This window comes from Pseudomonas sp. Leaf48 (assembly GCF_001421885.1).
Lineage (GTDB): Bacteria > Pseudomonadota > Gammaproteobacteria > Pseudomonadales > Pseudomonadaceae > Aquipseudomonas.
Genome location: NZ_LMLH01000033.1, coordinates 148,628 through 167,980 on the forward strand (window position 1 = coordinate 148,628; position 19,353 = coordinate 167,980).

Here is a 19,353-nt window from a genome sequence, read left to right on the forward strand (position 1 = left end):
AAATTTCAAAAAAGCACAGTGGCTGATTATGGTGATGGCTGTCTTCGGATCGCCAACAAGAGAACAGAATATGAGCCAGACACCGTCGAATATTCAGCGCGCCGCCGTCATCGGCGCGGGCACCATGGGCCGGGGCATTGTCATGTGCCTGGCCAACGCCGGGGTGGCGGTGCAGTGGGTCGATAACAACCCCCAGATGCTGGAACAAGCGCTGACGTCAGTGGCGGACACCTACGCCCACAGCGTGCGACAAGGCCGGATCGATCAGGCCGAGGCCGATGATCGTATCGCCCGAGTAACGACAGCACCCGATTATGCGGCTATACGGGATGTCGACCTGGTCATCGAAGCGGTCTACGAAAACCTCGAACTCAAGCAGAAAATCTTCCGCGAACTGGACGCTCTGCTTAAACCTGAAGCCATCCTGGCCAGCAACACCTCGGCGCTGGACATCGATACCATCGCTGCAGTCACTCGCCGTCCGCAACAGGTCCTGGGCCTGCATTTCTTCAGTCCGGCGCACATCATGAAGCTGCTGGAAATCGTTCGTGGCGCGCAGACCGCCCCGGCGGTGCTTGAAGCCGCTCTGGCACTGGGCAAGCGCATGGGCAAGGTCAGCATAGTGGCGGGTAATTGCCCGGGTTTTATCGGCAACCGCATGCTGCGGACCTACACCCACGAAGCGCGCAAGATGTTGCTTGAAGGTGCTTTTCCTCACCAGGTCGACGCAGCCCTGCAAGGCTTCGGTTTTGCCATGGGACCGTTCCGCATGTACGACGTGGTTGGTGTCGATCTGGAATGGCGCGCTCGACAATTATCCGGCACAGGGCAGGATGCGCCGCAGTTTCAGGTAGATAATCGTCTGTGCGAAGCGGGTCGTTTCGGCCAGAAGAGCGGCAATGGCTATTACCACTATGAGCCGGGTAGTCGCCAGGCCGAACACGATCCGCAGGTTGATGCGCTGGTACTGCAGGTCAGCGAGGATCTCGGGTTCCACCGTCGCGAGATTGGCCCGGAGGAAGTCCTGGAGCGGTGTTTGTTGGCGTTGGTCAACGAAGGCGCGAAGATTCTTGAGGAGGGTATCGCGGGATCAGCCCATGACATCGATCTGGTATACCTCAACGGGTACGGTTTCCCGGCGGACAAGGGCGGACCGATGGCTTGGGCGGATCAGCAAGGTTTGGCGGATGTTCATCAGCGGCTGGTAGCGCTCGAGACGCGGCAGGGTGACCACTGGCGGCCGGCGCGCTTGATTGGTGAGCTGGCGGCGGGGGGTAAAGGGTTTGCTGACAAGTAATGGGTATGGCGCCTTAGTGGGCTAGCCCGCAAAGAACGATAACGAGATTTTCGCCTTGAACTGGCAAACCAACTCCAGGAACCAACGCTGATGCCCCAACGCTGCGAATACCCGCACTACCAGTCTGTTACCACGCGCTGGCACGACAACGATGCCTACGGTCACGTCAATAACGTCACCTACTACAGCTTTTTCGACACGGCGGTGAACACTTACCTGATCGAAGTCGGTGGCCTTGATATCCATGATGGCGAGGTGGTGGGATTCGTGGTGAGTTCAGCCTGCGACTACTTCGCTTCCGTTGCGTTTCCGGACCGGATAGAGATTGGCTTGCGGGTCGGCAAGCTGGGTAACAGTTCCGTGCAATATGAGCTGGCGGTATTCAAGGAGGGGGAGGATGAGGCCTGTGCGGCCGGCCGCTTCGTGCATGTATTCGTAGATCGTGTTTCGAACCAGCCGACGCCGATTCCGGCAGGACTGCGCAACGCTCTGGAGCGGCTCGTGGTTTAAAATAAAAAAACGCAGCCCTCGGGCTGCGTTTTTCTTACCTGCCTGCGAAACCATTCCGGTCTCAATGACGGTGACGGTAGTACTTCTTGTGATGCTTGCGATGGCCATAGGCATGACCGCGACCCGGGTGGCCGTCACGGTAGTAGCGGCCGTCGCGATGACCGCCACGATAATCATCGCCGTCATCATCATCGTACTTGTTGCCCATGTAGTTACCCAGCGCACCGCCAGCACCGCCGCCTACTGCGGCGCCGACCAGGCTGCCGGAGGTGCCGCCAACATTGCGCCCGACCACGTTACCGCCTGCCGCGCCCAACGCACCACCAATGGCGGCTTCGCCACGGCTGTGTTTGTCTGCGCCGACTGCGCTACCACCCGCGCCGCCGAGGGCCGCGCCAATGGTTGAACCTGTACTGCCGCCCAGTGACTGGCCGACGACCGAGCCCAAAACCCCGCCCAACGCGCCGCCCACACCTGCTTCGGTGTTTCCGCCGGCAGAGGCAATGCCACTGACAAGGCCAAGGGACAACAGGAGAATCGAGGAGAACTTCATGGAGGAACCTCAAGGGGATGACGGCTCGATCCTGAGGCTGTATCAGTGGAGTGACAATCGAAATCCGACGAGTAACACGACTTGTGCACAATTCTATAAGTTATTGTTTTTTAGACGGAACTTAAGCGATTTTCGCTGGTCTTTAGTTACTTCGGAATGGCCGTTTTTGTGAAAAAACGGCCTTTTTTGTGGGCGATTGGAAAGTTGCCGGATGGTCCCGATCATGTGTTGTCAGGGCCTGCTGACGCTTTAAGCCGACCTGGCCAAAATCAACCCGGTCTCACTCGCCGCTTCCAGCCGGATCGCCACAAACTTCGACGTCGGCGTATGGCTGCCATCCCCGGTACTTTCCAGGGGCACCAGTGGATTCACCTCTGGATAGTAAGCCGCTGCCTGTCCGGAAGGAATATCAAACGCCAGCAACGTGAAGCCTTTCACCCGCCGCTCAACACCATCATCCCAGATCGACACAATGTCAGCCTTCTGCCCGGGTTTGAAGCCCAGGCGAATGATGTCGGCTTCGTTGACGAACAACACATCACGCTGCCCCTTCACACCGCGATAACGATCGTTGAGGCCATAAATGGTGGTGTTGTACTGATCGTGAGAGCGCATTGACTGCATGATCAGGTCCGGCAATACACCGGTTGCCCGGGTGCGTTCGTGCACCAGGTCTTTGGGCAGGTTATTGGGACGGAAATTGGCGCGGCCCGAGGTGGTGTTCCAGCGTCGCGCCCCCGCGCTGTTACCCAGATAGAAACCGCCCGGGTTCTTGATCTTCTCGTTGAAGTCCTTGAAGCCGGCAATGGTGTCGGCGATCAGGTCGCGAATGCGCCGATAGTCAGCCACCAGCCAGTTCCAGTCTACCGGATGGTTGCCCAGGGTCGCCGTAGCGATACCGGCCAGGATTGCCGGTTCCGAACGCATCTGGTTAGACAGCGGCTGCAACTGACCATTGGACGCATGGACCATGCTGAACGAATCTTCGACGGTCACCGCCTGTGCGCCTTCGCCCTGGATATCGATGTCGGTACGGCCCAGGCACGGCAGGATAAGGGCGTCTTTGCCATGAGCCAGATGGCTGCGGTTGAGCTTGGTGCTGATCTGCACGGTCAGGTCACAGTTGCTCAGGGCCTGGAAGGTTCGTGGGCTGTCGGGGGTGGCCTGGGCGAAATTGCCCCCCAGGCCGATGAAGACTTTAGCCCGACCTTCGGCCATGGCGTGGATCGCCTCCACCACGTTGTGGCCGTTTTCACGGGGTACCTTGAACTGGAGGCGCCGCTCCAGCGCATCGAGGAGCGCCACCGGCGGGCGTTCGTTGATGCCCATGGTCCGATCACCCTGCACGTTACTGTGGCCACGCACCGGGCACAGGCCCGCGCCTGGCCGGCCGATGTTGCCGCGCAGCAGCATCAGGTTGGCGATTTCCTGGATGGTCGCCACCGAATGGCGATGCTGGGTGATGCCCATGGCCCAGCACATGATGACGCTCTTGCCCTTGGCATACATGCGCGCCGCTTGCTCGATCTCTACCAGGGGCAGGCCGGACTGTTCGACGATCTGCTCCCATGGGGTGTCGTCGATGGCTGACAGGTACTCCAGCACATTGGCACAGTGTTCATTGAGGAAGTCGTGATCGAACACCGCCGGGGCATCGGCTTTTTGTGCATCGCGCTCCCACATCAGAAGGAATTTCGCCATCCCGCGCATTATCGCCATATCGCCACCCAGTGCCGGGCGGAAGTAGGCCGTATTGGTCGGCTTGTCTGCGTTGGTGAGCATTTCAAGCGGATGTTGCGGATTCTGAAAACGCTCCAGGCCACGCTCCTTGAGCGGGTTGATGCAGACCACTTGAGCACCGCGCTTCACCGCTTCGCGCAGCGGTTCGAGCATGCGTGGGTGGTTGGTGCCGGGGTTCTGGCCCCAGACGAAAATGGCATCGGCGTGTTCGAAGTCGTCAAACGTCACGGTGCCTTTGCCGACGCCAACACTCTGCGACAACGCAACACCGCTGGCCTCGTGGCACATGTTCGAGCAGTCGGGGAAATTGTTGGTGCCGTAGGCGCGCACGAACAATTGATAAAGGAATGCCGCTTCGTTACTGGCACGTCCCGAGGTGTAGAACTCGGCCTGATTCGGGCTCGACAAACCCTGCAGATGTTTGGCGATCAAGGCGAAGGCGGCGTCCCAACTGATCGGTTTGTAGCGATCGGTTGCGGCGTCATAGCTCATCGGCTCGGTAATACGGCCCTGATACTCGAGCCAATAGTCGCTCTGCTCCAGCAGCGAAGTGACGCTGTGTTTAGCGAAGAAGTTGCCGTCGACCCGACGTTTGGTCGCTTCCCAGTTCACCGCTTTGGCGCCGTTCTCGCAGAACATCACCATGCCGCCTTCCTTGGAATCGCCCCAGGCACAACCGGGGCAGTCGAAACCGCCGTTCTTGTTGGTCTTGAGCATCATGCGCAGGTTTTTCAGTGCGTTGTCGCTGGTCAACCAGGCCTGGGCGACGCTGATCAGTGCACCCCAGCCACCGGCGGGGCCTTTGTAGGGCTTGTAGCGAGGAACGGGTGTCTGGTCGGCTTGACGGTGTTGACTCACGCTTGGTTCTCCAACGCTGGGCTGTAGACCCGCGGCGCATTCTTTTGTGGCAGATGGATGAGATTGAGGTTGTGGCGACGGGCCCATTGCACGGCAAGGCCGGTGGGTGACGACAGACTGACCAGGGTCTGGATGCCGGCGCGCAATACTTTCTGGATCAATTCGAGGCTGCAACGGCTGGTTACGATGGCCAACCCGCCAGTGGTCGGGATCTTTTGCCGGATCAGGCCGCCGATCAATTTGTCGAGGGCGTTATGCCGGCCGATGTCTTCACGTCCCAGCAGCAATTCGCCCTGGTTGTTCATGAACACCGCAGCGTGCACCGCGCCGCAATGCTGGCCCAGGGGCTGGAAGGCACCGATGCGCTCGCGCAGACCGTCGAGCCATTCGGCGGGAGGCAACGGTGCGCCGGGCAATACCTGAAGCTGCGGCAGTGCCTGCTCGACCGCTTCAACTCCGCACAGCCCGCAGCCGCTGGTGCCGGCCAATTGCCGGCGTTGCTGCTTGAGGTTCCAGAAGGCGCGGTTGGCGATGGTCACTTGCGCGTACTGCGCCGAACCCGAGCCGCTCAGTTGCAGGTCGTAGATGTCCGCGGCGTCCTGAATGATGCCGCTGCCCAGACTGAACCCGACGATAAAGTCTTCCAGGTCCGTCGGGGTCACCAGCATGACCGCCTGGCTGATGCCGTTGTAGGCAATCGCCAACGCCACTTCCTCGGCCAGCGCGGTGCTCGCCGATTCGCAGTACTGAAGGTTGTTGTAGCTGTAAGTCTGGCTTGCGGCGGGCGCGGGTGTTTCGAGGGCAGGCGCCGCGCAGGCAGGGCGCTTGGTATTCATGGCATCACCGTCGGTTTGATCAGCTTTAAGACTAGGCGCGACAACTTGTCGCGTCTAATCGCTAATACTGATCTACCGATAGATAGCGTCGATCAAGAGCAAGGCCGCGATTGCTGATAAATCGCAAAACACGCTTCCGCCAGCGCCGAGCGTGGCGCACTGCGACGCTTGATCAACCCCAGCCGGCCTAGGGTCTGGGCATTTTCGATAGGCTGCAGGCGCAAATGATCAGTCAGGCTTTCCAGGCCGCCATCCAGCGGCATCACGGCGCAACACAAGCCGCCGTGCACAGCTTGTAGCAATTGATGCACAGCGTCGGTTTGCAACAACGGCTGTGGCGTGAGGCCACGGCTGTGGAAGTTATGGTCGATGGACTGGCGGAAGTGCATGCCACTGGTGAGCATGCCCAGCGGCAGTTCGATCAACGCTTCCCAACTCAGCGGCGCCTCGCCGAAGGTGAAGAAACGCTGGTCGTAGAGCAGGCCCATACGGGTTTCGCTGAAAGTCAGAGAGTCAAAACGTTCGGCATCCAGACGTTCCAGGTAAGACACACCGAGGTCCAGGCGGTTGTTCGCCAGCTGTTCGAGAATCTGTTCGGAACTCAGTGCCGAGAGCTCGAAACGCAAATTCGGATGTTCCCCGTGCAGGCGCTGCAGCAGCGGCAACGGATCGAAACTCGACAATGGCACCACGCCCAGCCGCAAGGTCCCGACCAGACTGCCGCGACAGGCCGCCGCTTCAGCGTACAAACCGTCGTAGGCCGCCAGCACGGTGCGCGCCCAGGCCAGCACCCGCTCTCCCGGTGCGGTGAAGCCCTCGAAACGTTGACCGCGATTGACCAACGGCAACTCGAGTTCTTCTTCGAGGTTGCGCAGGCGCATGGACAGGGTCGGCTGGGTGATGTGGCAGCGCGCGGCGGCCTGGCCGAAATGGCGGGTTTCGTCGAGCGCGATGAGGAATTTCAGCTGCTTGATGTCCATCTTCGCTCCAGGGTGGGTGAAGGGGAGGATTCTATCGTCCGGGGGAAGCGGCGTCATTGGTCGGGTTGGGTCCGCAAGTGACGGGTGTGGTCTAGGCTTTTTCATCTGGACACCCAAACCCAAGGAGAGCAAACAATGAGCCTGTTCAGTTTTCTAAAAGAAGCTGGTGAAAAAATCCTCGATGCACTGACGCCGGACAAGGCCGAAGCCAATAGCGAGGCGCTGACCAAGCATGTGCAGAGCGCCTTGACGGGCATCGACACCTCCAAGGTCCAGGTGAAAGTCGAGGGCGACAAAATCATTGCCACGGGCGAAGCTTCAAGCCAGGAAGAAAAGGAAAAGATTCTTTTGGCACTTGGCAACGTGGCGGGTATCAGCGGTGTTGATGACCAGATCACTGTGACCGGGCCGGTGGCAGCGCCAGCGAAGTTCGTCACGGTCGAGAAAGGCGACACACTCAGTGCCATTTCCAAGCGCGTCTATGGTGATCCAAACAAGTATCAAAAAATCTTCGAAGCCAACAAGCCGATGCTCAAGGACCCGAACAAGATCTATCCGGGGCAGTCGTTAAGGATTCCTGAGTAGGCCTTAAGTCCGTGTGATGGCCATCGTCGGAACGCCGCCCGGACCATGCCACGCTCCCATAGCATCTGAGTCGTTCACTAATCAATCGCACGACACAAATCCTGTGGGAGCGTGGCTTGCCCGCGATGCAGGCGCCCTAGTCTCAAAGCCCGGTAATCAAATCCCGATAATCCTCAACCGCGGCAAATTCGCCTGTGTCCTTCGGCCCCTTGCGGCTGTCCGGCTCTTTCACGGCCAACAAATGCGCCACACCAAAGTCCCGCGCACTGCGCAGGATCGGCAAGGTGTCGTCGATAAACAGACTACGTGACGGGTCGAAATCGATATCGGCTTGCAGCGCATCCCAGAACTGCGGATTTTCCTTGGGGAAGCCGTAGTCGTGGGAGCTGATCAACCGCTCGAAATACGGCGCCAGCTCGATTTTTTCCAGCTTCAGCGACAGCGAGTCGCGGTGCGCGTTGGTGATCAGTACCACGCGCTTGCCGGCTTGTTTTATCGCCGCCAGAAAGGTGTCCGCATCAGGACGCAGAGCGATCAGATGAGCGGTTTCCAGTTTGAGCTCTCGCACCGGCAGCTTCAGCTCGGCGCTCCAGAAATCCAGGCAGTACCACTGCAACTGTCCGGCATTGCGTTCGAACAATGGCTGCAGCTCCTGTTCGGCAATGGCCCGGTCTATACCGTGCAGCTCGGCGTAACGCTGGGGCAGGTGTTCCAGCCAGAAGTGATTGTCGAAATGCAGGTCCAGCAGCGTGCCGTCCATATCCAGCAGAACGGTATCGATAGCGGACCAGGGTAGTGAAGGCATGGCAACGTCTCGGACGGTAGAAAGATATCTGACATAAACAATAGGGAAAGCCGCGTTATAGTAGCGCGTTCACGCCAAGGAGCTTTGCATGCGCCAGAAACCCACCATACTCGCCCGCGAAATTGTCGCCACCAGTCGATTGTTCTGTGTGGAAGAGCTGAAGTTGCGCTTTTCCAACGGCGTGGAACGCACGTATGAGCGATTGGTCGGCAAAGGTGCCGGGTATGGCGCGGTCATGATCGTGGCAATGCTGGATGCCGATCATGCGGTGCTTGTCGAGGAATATTGCGCCGGTACGGATGAGTACGAGATGTCCTTGCCCAAGGGCCTGATCGAACCGGGTGAAGACGTATTGGCCGCCGCCGAACGTGAGCTCAAGGAAGAGGCAGGCTTCGGTGCCCGGCAACTTGAACACTTGACCGAACTATCGCTGTCGCCCGGCTATATGAGCCAGAAAATTCAGGTAGTCCTGGCTATGGACCTCTATGAAGAGCGTCTGGAAGGCGACGAGCCAGAGCCTATGGGCGTGAGCAAAGTCAGTCTGCGTGAGCTGTCGGCGCTGGCGCAAAACCCACAGTTCAGCGAGGGCCGTGCCTTGGCGGCGCTGTATCTGGCCCGTGACCTGCTGACTCAGCGTGGGGTGTTTCTGCCATGACTTTCACTCACCCGTTGATGGCGCCCGTGGTTGAGCTGGCGTTGAAGGCCGGCGAAGCGATCCTGCCGTTCTGGCGTACCGGTACAGCGGTGACGGCCAAATCGGATGACTCGCCTGTCACTGCGGCAGACCTGGCTGCCCATCATCTGATTCTGGCCGGCTTGACGGCGCTGGACCCGAGCATTGCGGTGCTGTCCGAAGAAGACGCCAACATCCCCCAGAGCGTACGTGCTGGATGGCAGCGCTGGTGGCTGGTCGATCCACTTGATGGCACCAAGGAGTTCATATCTGGCAGTGAGGAATTCACCGTCAATATTGCCCTGATCGAAAACGGCCAAGTGGTATTCGGCGTGGTGTCGATGCCGACCAATGGGCGCTTCTATGTCGGTGGAGCCGGGCTCGGTGCGTGGCGTGGCGATCAAGGTGGTACACCGGTAACGATTCAGGTGCGGCATGCCTTGGCACCCGGCCAGGCGTTTACCGTGGTTGCCAGCCGCCGCCATTCCAGTGAGCAGCAGGAGCGTTTGCTGGCGGGGTTGAGTGCAAGCCTTGGAGAGCTGCAACTGGCTAATATCGGCAGCTCGCTGAAGTTTTGTTTGTTGGCTGAAGGCGAAGCGGATTGTTATCCGCGTTTGGCGCCGACTTCGCAGTGGGACACGGCGGCGGCGCAAGGTGTGCTGGAAGGCGCGGGCGGGGAGGTGCTGGATTTGAGCGGCGCGCCGTTCTGTTACCCGGCGCGGGAGTCGCTGTTGAATGAGTTCTTTTTGGCGTTGCCGGCGAAGGCCGCGTGGCGGGAGAAACTATTGGCGCTCGCCAACTCGTAGGAGCCAGCAAGCTGGCTCCTACGGCGACCATTGCCTATCAGCGGTGCAGCACGTATTGCCCGGTAAACAGCACCGCATACTCATCACTCCCCGCATTCACCACCCGTGTAGCCAGCGTCAACCGCGCCCGACCATAACGCTGGTACATGGTCAGAAACTTCTTCCACGCCGCCGCACTCGGCGCCTGACAAATGGCTGTGGCATCACTCGTCACGGGTAGGGGATAGCTGATCTGCCCTTCCTGAATCACGATGTGCCCATCTTCGATGCCTTCCTCTTTCAGGCGCAAATGCAACCAGCCCCAGCCGACCAGCACCGCAGCGCAATACAGGCTGCCACCGAACATGGTGCTCTTGTGGTTGACGTTGGCTTCCAGCGGCAGCTGCAGGCGCAGTTGCTGGTCGTGCCAGTCGAGCACTTTGAGGCCCATGTCCCGTGTCAGAGGGATGTCGTGATGAAGAACCGATTCCAGTTGACGGCTTTCGCGGGTCATTGCGTGGCCTCTTGTTTGAAGTGAGGGATTGGACGGTGGCTCATTCGTGCTCGTCGGCGTGGGTGGAAGTGCCGCTGTCGGCGAAACTCAAGCCATGCTTGCGCAGTTTGTCATGCAGGGTCTTGCGCGGAATGCCCAGGGCTTCGGCGACGCTGCGCACGGAGCTGTGAGAGCGCGCCAGTTCGGCCGCAATCAGGCTTTTTTCGAAGTTTTCCACTTGCTCACTCAACCCGCCGCTGATCATTTCGACCGTAGTGCCGACAGCATCGTCGGGCGCGTTGTTATCCAGGGCCAGTTCCAGCCCCAGGGCGAATCGTTCGGCGGCGTTTTGCAGTTCGCGCACGTTACCGGGCCAGGTGTGGCGCAGTAACAAGGCGCGCTGTCCCGGCTGCAGTTCATGGGGCGGCAGGCCGTGGCGGGTGCTGGCCTCATCGGCGAAATGCTGGAACATCATCAACGCATCTTCGCCACGCTCGCGTAACGGCGGAATTCGCAGGGGCGCGACATTCAGGCGGTAGTACAAGTCGGCACGGAAGCGCCCCTGATCGGCGGCCTGGCGCAGGTCTTCCTTGGTCGCCGCGATGATGCGCAGGTCCAGCGGGATCAGTTGGTTGCCACCCAGGCGTTCGACTACCCGCTCCTGGAGCAGACGCAGCAATTTGACCTGCACATCGAGGCTCATGCTTTCGATTTCATCCAGGAACAGCGTGCCGCCGTTGGCGAATTCGAACTTGCCGATGCGGCGCTTCTGCGCACCGGTAAATGCGCCGGGTTCGTGGCCGAAAAGCTCACTTTCAACTACCGATTCGGCCAGTGCGCCAGCGTTGATCGCCACGAACGGCCCGTTGCGGCGGTTGGATAAATCGTGCAGGGCCCGCGCAACCACTTCTTTACCGGCGCCGGTCTCTCCGAGAATCAGCACATCGGCCTTGGTCGCCGCCAACGCGCCGATCTGTTCGCGCAGGCGCAGCATCGGCGCCGATTGCCCGACCAGGCGCGTGCTCAACTCCTGGCGATCGCTCAATGCGAGCCGCAAGCTGCGGTTATCCAGCACCAGGCGGCGCAGCGCCAGGGCGCGGCGCACACTGTCGAGCAGGGCATCGCTGGCGAAGGGTTTTTCCAGAAAATCATAGGCTCCGGCGCGCATGGCTTGCACCGCCAACGGCACATCGCCGTGTCCGGTGATCAGCAACACCGGCAGGTCGGGGTCCTGGGCATGCAGCTCGGTCAGCAGTTCGAGGCCGTCCATACCGGGCATGCGGATGTCACTGACCACCACGCCCGGCCAGTCGCGCTCCAGTTGCGCGGCCAGGCCCTTGGCTTCGGCCAGCGGCAAGACTTTCAGGCCGGCCAGATCCAGGGTCTGGCTCAGCGCCTGGCGCAGATGGGGATCGTCGTCGATCAACACGACCTGAATACGGTTGTCGATGGTCATGCACTTCGGTCCTCGGGCGGTTGCAGGCTCACGCCCGGTGCACCAGCGCGCAGCTTGAGAGTAATCAACGCACCGCCTTCCTTGTGGTTGGCGAACGACAGTTCACCACCGAAGGCGCGCATCAGGGTTTCGCAAATCGCCAGGCCCAGGCCAAGACCTTGTGTACGGGTCTTGGTGGTGTAGAAAGGCTCGCTGGCGCGGGCAAGGGCTTCCATGCAGAAACCCGGGCCATTGTCGCGAATGTACAGGTTGACGCCATCGGCGCTGGATTGGGCACTTAGCCAGAGTTTACGTGGCGGGCCTTTTTCCGTCAGGGCATCAAGGGCGTTGGCCAGCAGATTGCCGAGCACCTGGCGCAGGCGCGTTTCTCCCGCTTCGACCCACAGGGTGGCGGCGGGCAAATCGCGGATGAGCTCAACCTCCATACTGCGCCGACGTTTGGCCAGCAGGGCCAGTGCATCGTCCAGCGCCGGCTGCAGGGCCACGCTTTCCGGGGCATGGCGATCGCGCCGGGCGAAGGCGCGCAGGTGGGCAATGATCGAAGCCATGCGCCCGGTCAATTCGCTGATCAGCTTGAGGTTGCCCCGGGCATCATCGGTGCGTTGGTGATCGAGCAGTACCTCGGCGTTTTCCGCGTAGCTGCGAATCGCCGCCAGCGGCTGATTGAGTTCATGGCTGATGCTCGCCGACATCGTCCCCAATGCCGACAATTTACCCGCCTGCACCAGATCATCCTGGGCGCGTACCAGTTCCTGTTGAGCCTGTTCGCGCTCCAGCACCTCTTGTTTCAAGCGCCGGTTCAGGCCTTCGAGATCGCTGGTGCGCTCGGCGACCCGGGCCTCCAGTTCGCGACGGGCCTTGGCTTCGAAGGCGATGCGCTCAAGGTAATGGCGACGGCGCTGCATCATCAGGCCCAGGAGCAGCATCAACACCAGCAGAGTGGCGCCACCGACGGCGACCACTGTGCGTACCGGGCGGTCAATCAACGTACGCGGGGCGAGGATACTGACGTTCCAGCCGGTCTCGGCGATTGGCTGGGTCTGGGTCAGCCAGGCATTGGGGTTGAGCTTGAGCGGCTTTGGATCGCGGGTTGGGTAAGGTTGAATCGCAGTAATGGCTTTGCTTTCTTCTTCGCTCAGCGCGCGGGTCGAACGGAAACGCCACTCAGGCCGCGACGTCAGGATGACCACGCCGTTGTGGTCGGTCAGCAGCAGTTGTTCCGGGGTTTTGCCCCAGAGGCTTTCGGTGTGGTCGAGGTCTACCTTGACCACCAGCACCCCAACGATTTTCTCGCCGTCACGCACGCCTGCAGCAAAGAAATAGCCGCGCTTGGCAGAGGTGGTGCCCAAGCCGAAAAAGCGTCCGAGCCGCCCGGCCATGGCTTCGCTGAAGTACGGCCGGAACGAAAAATTGCGCCCGACGAAACTGTCGTGCTTGTCCCAGTTGGAAGCGGCCAGGGTTTTGCCGCTGGAGTCCATCAGGTACATGACTTCGGCGCCGGTCTGGGTGCTGATGTTTTTCAGCAGGCGGTTGGCATTGCCCTGGGTGACGCCATCGTCCGGTGCGCCGATGACGGCCCGCAGGGCCGGCAGATCGCCGAGGATCTGCGGTAATACCTCATAGCGATGCAGGGTACCCAGAAGGTTGGCGACGTAGAGATCGAGGGTCTGCCGATTCTGGCTGGCCAGTTCGCTGCGGTAGTAGCGCTCGGCGAGATGTTCCAGCGGCCACAGCAGAGGTGCCAGGCACAGTGCAAGAAGGGCCAGGCTGCGCCAGCGGGGTCTGGGAGGAAGGGTCGCAGTCATGAGCATCGGGCGCCTGTGGGTACAGGCGCATTATGCCTAGGCTTGCGCGTACCGTCTGCGCGGTAAGTGGCGCTATGTATTTTGTCTTGAATCAGGAGAAGACGTCGGCATCCTTGAAGAACGTTGCGAACTGATCCTTGGCGGATAGTTGTGGCGGCTGAGCAAGCTGCCAGTCGATGGCCAGGTCCGGGTCATCCCAGCGGATGCTGCGCTCGGCGGACGGGGTGTAGTAATCAGTGGTCTTGTAAAGAAATTCGGCGTAGTCGCTGAGCACCACAAAGCCGTGGGCAAAGCCTTCGGGTACCCAGAGTTGACGATGGTTGTCGGCAGACAGATGTACGGCTTCCCATTTTCCAAAGTTCGGTGAGCTGCGGCGAATATCCACGGCAACGTCGAGTACTTCGCCATAGGTGACGCGAACCAGTTTTCCCTGAGTGTTTTCGAGCTGGTAGTGCAGGCCGCGTAACACGCCTTTTTGTGAGCGGGAATGATTATCTTGAACGAATTGAACATTCAGGCCGGTGGCTTGTTCGAAAGCTTTCGCGTTGAAACTTTCGTAGAAGAAACCACGTTCGTCACCAAAGACCTTGGGTTCGAGGATCAGAACACCGGGCAGGTCGGTGGTCACTACATTCATGGTCTCTCTCCAGCAATAGTTGATGACGCACATTCTTGCGCAAAGTGCGGGCCGGGGCGAGAGACATGTGCAGTCAATTGCCGGCACAAGCGACCAGTACCGGCTCCCGGGGGCTTGCGTATCGTCCAAAGCAATGGCGATATAGGCGTCTAATGAAATTTCAGGGGTCGTTGTATGTCGCTTGCCACGTTGATTCATCGCGCCAGTTTGCCCAGCCCGCAGGTGTCTGCGGAGCAAGCGCTTGAGCTGTTGGAAGAACATTACGGGCTCAGCGGAAAATTACAGGCCCTTGGCAGTCAGCAGGACCTGAACTACCGCGTCGATACTGACCAGGGACGTTTTGTCCTGAAAATCTGCCGCGGCGACTATGCGACGCTGGAGTTGCAAGCCCAGCACGCGGGGCTCAGGCATTTGGGCGAGCACCCGGATGTACACGTGCCACGAGTGATTCCGGCAAAAAACGGAGCAGACCTGCTTTCCCTGGATGTCGGCGGTGATGCGGTGCATGTGCGCCTGCTCGATTACATCGAAGGCCAGCCCCTGACGAGCCTCGAGTATTTCAATCCTGCCGTGGTGGCCGGTTTCGGTCGGTTGTGCGGCGAGATGGATCTGGCACTGGCTGATTTCGATCATCCGGGGCTGGTGCGAACCCTGCAGTGGGACGCTCGCCACGCCCATGCGCTGATCGCGCATTTGTTGCCCGTGATCAAGGATGAAACCCTGCGTCGACTGATTGTCGAAGCATCCGAACAGGCCGAGCGCCATTTGCAGCCGCTGGAAGACAAGCTGCCGGTGCAGGCCATCCACATGGATATCACCGATGACAACGTGGTGTGGCAACGTGATGCGCAGCGCCACTGGCAATTGCAGGGGGTCATCGATTTCGGCGATCTGGTGCGTACCTGGCGTATCACCGATCTGTCGGTGACCTGCGCTGCGCTGCTGCATCACGGCGAAGGCAATCCGTTGTGCATTCTGCCGGCGATCCAGGCCTATCACGCGGTCAACCCGTTGCAACGTGAAGAACTGCTGGCGCTCTGGCCGTTGATCGTGGCCCGGGCGGCGGTGTTGGTGCTCAGCGGTGAACAGCAGGTCAGCATCGATCCGGGCAATGCCTACAGTCGCGACAATCTGGTCCACGAGTGGGAGATCTTCCGCGTCGCCACCTCGGTGCCGTTGGCTTTGATGGAGGCTGTGATTCTGACGTCGGTCGGCGAGAACCTGCCAGTCATCAACAGTGAAGGTTTCGCGCCGCTGCTACCCAATCTGGTGGGGCGCGAGTTTGCCTTGATTGACCTGGGCGTGCTCAGCCCGCATTTCGAAGCCGGTAACTGGGAGCAGCAAGGCATCGATCAACGCCTGTTGAGCGAAGCGGCAGCGGCGCATGGTCTGGCAGCCAGTCGCTACGGGCAATATCGCTTGTCCAGGACCCGGCCGGACAGTGCCATTGAACCCGACACTTGCCCGTTGCACGTTGAGTTGCACGTACCCCAGGGCACACCGGTCGAAGCGCCGTTTGCCGGGGTGGTGCATTTGTCGGCAACGGGGTTGTTGCAACTCGACGGCCCGCAACTGAGTCTACGCCTGTGGGGTGTCACACCGTCGCTGCACAGCGGCGCGGCGCTGGTTAAAGGCCAGGTGCTGGGTTCTGTCAGCGGGCCGCTGTTGGTGCAGTTGTGCCGGGGGGCTTCTATCGATGCGCCGTTGTTCTGTGCGCCGTCGCGTGCGGCAGCCTGGCAAGCACTGTGTCCATCGCCGGCAGCGCTGCTGGGGCTGGCCTGTGACGCGGAGCCCGAACTCGATGGGCCGACTTTGCTGGCCCGCCGCGACGCCAGTTTCGCCCGCACGCAAAAACACTATTACGTCGACCCGCCGCGCATCGAGCGTGGCTGGCGCAATCATTTGATCGACATGCAGGGCCGCTCCTATCTCGACATGCTCAACAACGTCGCGGTATTGGGCCATGGCCATCCGCGCATGGCGGCGGTCGCCAGCCGGCAGTGGTCACTGCTCAACACCAACTCGCGTTTCAACTACGCGGCGGTGGCCGAGTTCTCCGAGCGCCTGCTGAAATTGTCACCGGATGGCATGGATCGGGTGTTCCTGGTCAATAGTGGCAGCGAGGCCAACGACCTGGCGATTCGCCTGGCATGGGCCTACAGCGGCGGCCGCGACATGCTCAGCGTGCTGGAGGCCTACCACGGCTGGACGGTAGGCGCCGACGCGGTCTCGACCTCTATTGCAGACAACCCCAAGGCCTTGAGCAGCCGCCCGGACTGGGTGCATCCGGTGACTGCACCGAACACCTATCGAGGCGAGTTCCGTGGCCCGGACAGTACGCCGGACTACGTGCGCAGCGTCGAACACAACCTGGCGAAAATCGCCGGGCAGAATCGTCAACTGGCTGGCTTCATTTGCGAGCCGGTATACGGTAATGCCGGTGGTATCTCGCTGCCACCGGGTTATCTGCAGCAAGTCTATGGGCTGGTGCGTGACCGTGGCGGTGTGTGCATCGCCGACGAAATACAGGTCGGTTATGGACGCATGGGCGACTTCTTCTGGGGCTTTGAAGAGCAGGGCGTGGTGCCGGACATCATCACCATGGCCAAGGGCATGGGTAACGGCCAGCCGTTGGGCGCGGTGATTACCCGCCGGGAAATTGCCGAAGCGCTCGAGGCCGAGGGCTACTTCTTCTCGTCCGCCGGCGGCAGTCCGGTCAGTTGCCAGATCGGCATGGCGGTGCTGGATGTGATGGAAGAGGAAAAGCTCTGGGAAAACGCCCAGGTCGTCGGCGGGCATTTCAAGCAGCGGTTGGAAGCGCTGATCGATATTCATCCGTTAGTGGGTGCGGTGCACGGCTCCGGTTTCTATCTGGGCGTCGAATTGATCCGCAACCGAGAAACCCTGGAGCCGGCGACCGAAGAAACCACGGCGCTGTGCGAGCGCTTGCGTGAACTGGGGATCTTCATGCAACCGACTGGCGACTTCTTGAATGTCCTGAAGATCAAGCCGCCGATGGTCACCTCGCGCCAGAGCGTGGATTTCTTTGTCGACATGCTGTCGAAGGTGCTGGCTGAGGGACTCTGATCGATCCGTGCAGGAGCAGCTTGCGACAGCTCCTACACGGATTAAATGCCGATTGTTATCGATAATAAATACTTCGTTTAAGACGTAACGCATTTTATGAGCTTCTAAAGTCGATATTAATCGGTTATAAAGTCGCCGTTGCCCACGGCGTGAATGACCCTGCCCGGGGCTCCCATTTCTGTATGGATCGATGCCAAGCTCGATTCCAGCGCTTGCCCCGGAGATGTTTCATGAGTCGTAACGTTACCGTCGCCGCTACCCAGATGGCCTGTTCCTGGGACCTTGAAGCCAACATCGAGACCGCTGAAAAGCTGGTCCGCGAGGCCGCAGCCAAAGGCGCGCAAATTATCCTGATCCAGGAACTGTTCGAAGCCCCGTACTTCTGCCAGAAGCCGAATCCGGATTACCTGCAGCTGGCCACAACTGTCGAAGACAACGTTGCCATCAGGCACTTCCAGAAAGTCGCCAAAGAGTTGCAAGTCGTGCTGCCGATCAGCTTCTACGAGTTGGCGGGGCGTGCTCGCTTTAACAGCGTCGCGATCATCGATGCCGACGGCAGCAACCTGGGGGTTTATCGCAAGAGCCACATCCCCGACGGCCCTGGCTATCACGAAAAGTACTATTTCAATCCGGGTGATACCGGCTTCAAAGTGTGGAACACCCGGTACGCGAAGATCGGCGTGGGCATCTGCTGGGACCAGTGGTTCCCGGAATGTGCGCGCAGCATGGCCTTGCTGGGGGCGCAGATCCTGTTTTACCCGACCGCCATCGGCAGCGAGCCCCACGACAAGACCATTTCCTCACGGGATCACTGGCAGCGTGTGCAGCAGGGCCATGCCGGTGCCAACCTGATGCCGTTGATCGCCAGCAACCGTATCGGCAACGAAGAGCAGGACGGCTACGACATTACCTTCTACGGCTCGTCATTCATCGCCAACCAGTTCGGCGAGAAAGTTCAGGAGCTCAATAAAACCGAAGAAGGTATTCTGGTGCACAATTTCGACCTCGACGAGCTGGAGCACATCCGCAGCGCGTGGGGTTCGTTCCGCGACCGTCGTCCAGACCTGTACGGCGCTCTGAAAACCCTCGACGGTTCCCTGGAGTCCTGATTGCCATGACCACTTTGAACAGCACCCCTCGCGCCGACGGCTTCTACATGCCAGCCGAGTGGGCACCCCAAACCCAGACCTGGATGATCTGGCCCGAGCGCCCGGACAACTGGCGCCTGGGCGGCAAACCGGCACAAGCCGCTCATGTCGCTGTGGCCAAAGCCATTGCGCGTTTTGAACCGGTGACCGTGGCAGTCTCCGCCGGCCAGTACGAGAACGCTCGTTCCCGCCTGGACGTGCCGAATATCCGCGTGGTGGAAATGTCCAGCGATGACGCCTGGGTCCGGGATACCGGCCCGACGTTCGTCATCAACAACAGCGGTGAAGTCCGTGGTGTGAACTGGGATTTCAACTCCTGGGGCGGTTTCGAAGGCGGTCTGTATTCACCGTGGAACCGTGATTCCCAGGTCGGCGGCAAGATCCTCGAAATCGAGCGCAGCCCGCGCTACCGCACCGAAGGCTTCGTGCTTGAAGGCGGCTCGATTCATGTCGACGGCGAAGGCACCCTGATCACCACCGAAGAGTGTCTGCTCAACCACAATCGCAACCCGCACATGAACCGTGGGGAAATCGAAGCGGTGCTGAGCGCGAATCTGGCTGTGGATAAAGTCATCTGGCTGCCGGACGGGTTGTTCAACGACGAAACCGACGGTCATGTGGATAACTTCTGCTGCTACGTGCGTCCGGGTGAAGTGCTGTTGGCCTGGACCGATGATCCGCAAGACCCGAACTACCCGCGCTGCCAAGCGGCAATGAACGTGCTGCAAAACAGCACCGACGCCAAAGGCCGCCCATTTACGGTGCACAAGATGCCGATTCCGGGTCCGCTGTTTGCAACCGAGGAAGAATGCGCCGGTGTCGATCCGGTGGACGGTACTCAGGAGCGTAATCCGACTGTTCGTCTGGCCGGCTCCTACGTGAACTTCCTGATCGTCAACGGCGGCATCATTGCCCCGAGTTTCGATGACCCGCAGGATGCTCCCGCAAAAGAAATTTTGCAGAACCTGTTCCCGCAGCACGAAGTGGTCATGGTGCCGGGTCGCGAACTGTTACTGGGGGGCGGCAATATTCACTGCCTTACCCAGCAGCAGCCTGCGCCGCACAAAGAGTGAGTGCGGTTGTAACATATTGAGTTGATTGCAAA

At 60.1% G+C, this 19,353-nt stretch carries 17 protein-coding genes; 8 read left to right on the plus strand and 9 right to left on the minus strand.

What is annotated here, in order from left to right:
- The first annotated feature begins 70 nt into the window (after positions 1–70).
- Positions 71–1,297: a 3-hydroxyacyl-CoA dehydrogenase gene (locus tag ASE98_RS25125; protein WP_060544016.1), complete on the plus strand. Its 1,227-nt coding sequence runs from the start codon at positions 71–73 to the stop codon at positions 1,295–1,297.
- A gap of 90 nt (positions 1,298–1,387) precedes the next feature.
- Entirely contained in the window at positions 1,388–1,807 is a 420-nt protein-coding gene (locus ASE98_RS25130; protein ID WP_060544017.1) for an acyl-CoA thioesterase, read from the plus strand.
- Between the two features lie 61 nt (positions 1,808–1,868).
- Here ASE98_RS25130 and ASE98_RS25135 read toward each other — a convergent pair whose 3' ends face one another.
- The 4 genes from ASE98_RS25135 to ASE98_RS25150 form a co-directional block, all read right to left on the minus strand.
- Positions 1,869–2,360 carry a glycine zipper domain-containing protein gene (locus tag ASE98_RS25135; RefSeq protein WP_060544018.1) on the minus strand — a complete coding sequence of 164 codons (492 nt, stop codon included), beginning with the start codon at positions 2,358–2,360 and terminating at the stop codon, positions 1,869–1,871.
- Positions 2,361–2,609: 249 nt separating this feature from the next.
- Positions 2,610–4,958, minus strand: a complete 2,349-nt coding sequence (locus ASE98_RS25140) for an FdhF/YdeP family oxidoreductase (RefSeq protein WP_060544019.1) — start codon at positions 4,956–4,958, stop codon at positions 2,610–2,612.
- A complete protein-coding gene (gene fdhD, locus ASE98_RS25145; protein WP_060544020.1) occupies positions 4,955–5,794 on the minus strand; it encodes a formate dehydrogenase accessory sulfurtransferase FdhD in 840 nt (279 codons plus the stop codon). Before fdhD ends, ASE98_RS25140 begins: the two co-directional genes overlap by 4 nt.
- A gap of 92 nt (positions 5,795–5,886) precedes the next feature.
- Positions 5,887–6,774, minus strand: a complete 888-nt coding sequence (locus tag ASE98_RS25150) for a LysR family transcriptional regulator (RefSeq protein ID WP_060544021.1) — start codon at positions 6,772–6,774, stop codon at positions 5,887–5,889.
- 135 nt (positions 6,775–6,909) lie between these two features.
- Here ASE98_RS25150 and lysM point away from each other — a divergent pair, with 135 nt between their 5' ends.
- Positions 6,910–7,359, plus strand: a complete 450-nt coding sequence (gene lysM, locus ASE98_RS25155; RefSeq protein ID WP_060544022.1) for a peptidoglycan-binding protein LysM — start codon at positions 6,910–6,912, stop codon at positions 7,357–7,359.
- Positions 7,360–7,501: 142 nt separating this feature from the next.
- On the opposite strand, the gene yrfG is transcribed toward lysM, so the two are convergent.
- Positions 7,502–8,164 carry a GMP/IMP nucleotidase gene (gene yrfG, locus ASE98_RS25160; RefSeq protein WP_060544023.1) on the minus strand — a complete coding sequence of 221 codons (663 nt, stop codon included), beginning with the start codon at positions 8,162–8,164 and terminating at the stop codon, positions 7,502–7,504.
- Positions 8,165–8,252: 88 nt separating this feature from the next.
- Here yrfG and nudE point away from each other — a divergent pair, with 88 nt between their 5' ends.
- Together nudE and cysQ are read left to right on the plus strand one after the other, a co-directional pair.
- Entirely contained in the window at positions 8,253–8,819 is a 567-nt protein-coding gene (gene nudE, locus ASE98_RS25165) for an ADP compounds hydrolase NudE (RefSeq protein WP_060544024.1), read from the plus strand.
- Positions 8,816–9,643 carry a 3'(2'),5'-bisphosphate nucleotidase CysQ gene (cysQ, locus tag ASE98_RS25170; protein WP_060544025.1) on the plus strand — a complete coding sequence of 276 codons (828 nt, stop codon included), beginning with the start codon at positions 8,816–8,818 and terminating at the stop codon, positions 9,641–9,643. The genes nudE and cysQ overlap by 4 nt, the downstream gene beginning before the upstream one ends.
- A 37-nt stretch (positions 9,644–9,680) precedes the next feature.
- Here the strand turns inward: cysQ and ASE98_RS25175 are convergent, their stop codons facing one another.
- From ASE98_RS25175 to rfbC, 4 genes are all read right to left on the minus strand, one after another.
- The gene (locus tag ASE98_RS25175) at positions 9,681–10,136 is read right to left on the minus strand and encodes a thioesterase domain-containing protein (protein WP_060544026.1); all 456 of its coding nucleotides are present in this window, start codon (positions 10,134–10,136) and stop codon (positions 9,681–9,683) included.
- Positions 10,137–10,176: 40 nt separating this feature from the next.
- Entirely contained in the window at positions 10,177–11,571 is a 1,395-nt protein-coding gene (locus tag ASE98_RS25180) for a sigma-54-dependent transcriptional regulator (protein WP_060544027.1), read from the minus strand.
- The gene (locus tag ASE98_RS25185) at positions 11,568–13,376 is read right to left on the minus strand and encodes a sensor histidine kinase (RefSeq protein WP_060544072.1); all 1,809 of its coding nucleotides are present in this window, start codon (positions 13,374–13,376) and stop codon (positions 11,568–11,570) included. Before ASE98_RS25185 ends, ASE98_RS25180 begins: the two co-directional genes overlap by 4 nt.
- A 91-nt stretch (positions 13,377–13,467) precedes the next feature.
- A complete protein-coding gene (rfbC, locus tag ASE98_RS25190) occupies positions 13,468–14,013 on the minus strand; it encodes a dTDP-4-dehydrorhamnose 3,5-epimerase (RefSeq protein WP_060544028.1) in 546 nt (181 codons plus the stop codon).
- Positions 14,014–14,187: 174 nt separating this feature from the next.
- Here rfbC and ASE98_RS25195 point away from each other — a divergent pair, with 174 nt between their 5' ends.
- The 3 genes from ASE98_RS25195 to aguA all read left to right on the plus strand — a co-directional run bounded on the left by ASE98_RS25195 (position 14,188) and on the right by aguA (position 19,321).
- Positions 14,188–17,100 (plus strand): aminotransferase, encoded by a 2,913-nt coding sequence (locus tag ASE98_RS25195; protein ID WP_060544029.1) that lies wholly within the window; start codon positions 14,188–14,190, stop codon positions 17,098–17,100.
- A 230-nt stretch (positions 17,101–17,330) separates the two neighbouring features.
- A complete protein-coding gene (aguB, locus tag ASE98_RS25200; RefSeq protein WP_060544030.1) occupies positions 17,331–18,209 on the plus strand; it encodes an N-carbamoylputrescine amidase in 879 nt (292 codons plus the stop codon).
- Between the two features lie 5 nt (positions 18,210–18,214).
- A complete protein-coding gene (gene aguA, locus ASE98_RS25205) occupies positions 18,215–19,321 on the plus strand; it encodes an agmatine deiminase (RefSeq protein WP_060544031.1) in 1,107 nt (368 codons plus the stop codon).
- The last annotated feature ends 32 nt before the right edge of the window (positions 19,322–19,353 follow it).